The following is a 1,575-nucleotide window of genomic DNA, read 5'->3' as shown; positions in this document are numbered from 1 at the left end:
AGCTTGTTCTTTATCGTCCGGATTGTTGCGCTGAGCGGAGCTTTGATCGTTTCGCGGACAACGAGACGGCCTTGAGTGATCATGTGCGGTGCTGAGTCGCTGCTGATCACTACAAGGCCGTGAGGGTGAGTCTGCTGAACCATGTCGCCAATGTCGAGTCTTCGAGGGTGCTGTCCCGGTTCCGGAACGATGTCTACGCCTGCCTGACCAGGCGGGCCGATGCGTTGTTCGAACTGGCCGACGCGCTGTTGTGCGAGCCGGGGCCAGTGCGCTCGCCGGTGGATCTGACCCTGTCGCCGGAGCACCGGCGCGGGCACGGCGCCTTGTACAGCGGGCTCAACCACGGCCGGATCGACGTGGAACAACTGCGCGAGGTGCTGGCCGGACTGCCCTTGCCGCGCTGGCCGGACGGGCGGATCGTGCTGGCGGTGGATGTGTCCCCGTGGCTGCGCTCGGACGCCGCCTGCTCGGCCGAGCGACTGTTCTGCCACGTGTATGGCCGGGCCAAGAGCGCCTCGCAGTTCATCCCGGGCTGGCCATACTCGTTCGTAGCGGCGCTGGAGATGGGCCGCACATCGTGGACGGCGCCGCTGGACGTGGTCCGGCTGGGACCGGCCGACGACGCCACCGCGATCACCGCCGCCCAGTTGCGAGGGGTCATCGAGCGGCTGATTGCCGCCGGACAATGGCGCAACGGGGACCCGGACGTGCTCATCGTGACCGACGCCGGCTACGACATCACCCGCCTGGCCTACGTCCTGCGCGACCTACCCGTCGAACTGCTGGGGCGCATCCGCTCCGACCGGGTGCTGCGCCTGCCCGCCCCACCACGACGCTATGACCCCAAGGGCGGCCGGCCACCCAAGCACGGTGGTGAATTCGCCCTGGCCAACCCCGCCACCTGGCCCGAACCTGAGGTGACCACGGTCACGGACACCACCCACTACGGCAAGGCCGAAGCGAGCGCCTGGGACCGGCTGCACCCCCGCCTCACCCACCGCGCGGCCTGGCTCGACCACGAGGGCGAACTGCCCCTCATCGAGGGCACCCTGATCCGGCTGAAGGTCGAACACCTCCCCGGTGACCGCGACGCCCCACCAGTCTGGCTCTGGTCCTCCAAAACCGGCGCCACCAGCGCGGACGTGGATCGCTGCTGGCAAGCGTTCCTACGCAGGTTCGACCTGGAGCACACCTACCGGTTCTGGAAGCAGACCCTCGGCTGGACCCGGCCCAAGCTCCGTGCTGCTCAAGCCGCCGACCGCTGGACCTGGCTGCTGCTCATCGTCCACACCCAGCTGCGCCTCGGCCGTCGGCTGAGCGAGGACCTGCGTCATCCGTGGGAGAAACCGGCCTCGCTGGGTCAGCTCACTCCCGCCCGGGTCCGGCGGGGGTTTCGGAACCTCAGACCCGCGCTCACCCAACCGGCCGCCGCACCCAAACCCACCAGACCCGGCCCCGGACGCCCACCCGGCATCCCCAACCGCCACCCCGCACCCCGCTACGACGTGGGCAAGACCGTCAAACGCGGCCGCACCCTCGCAGCACTCCAACAATCCGGAGGATAAAGAACAAGCT

At 68.8% G+C, this 1,575-nt stretch carries 1 protein-coding gene; it reads left to right on the top strand.

The features are described from left to right. The first annotated feature begins 125 nt into the window (after positions 1-125). Entirely contained in the window at positions 126-1,565 is a 1,440-nt protein-coding gene (locus tag LDL49_RS56360) for an NF041680 family putative transposase (RefSeq protein ID WP_225303183.1), read from the top strand. Positions 1,566-1,575 lie beyond the last annotated feature (10 nt).

Origin of the sequence: Nonomuraea aurantiaca, assembly GCF_020215705.1 — a bacterium.
Lineage (GTDB): Bacteria > Actinomycetota > Actinomycetes > Streptosporangiales > Streptosporangiaceae > Nonomuraea > Nonomuraea aurantiaca.
Note: the sequence above shows the minus strand (reverse complement) of the source record. Positions and strands in the feature narration are given on the sequence as shown.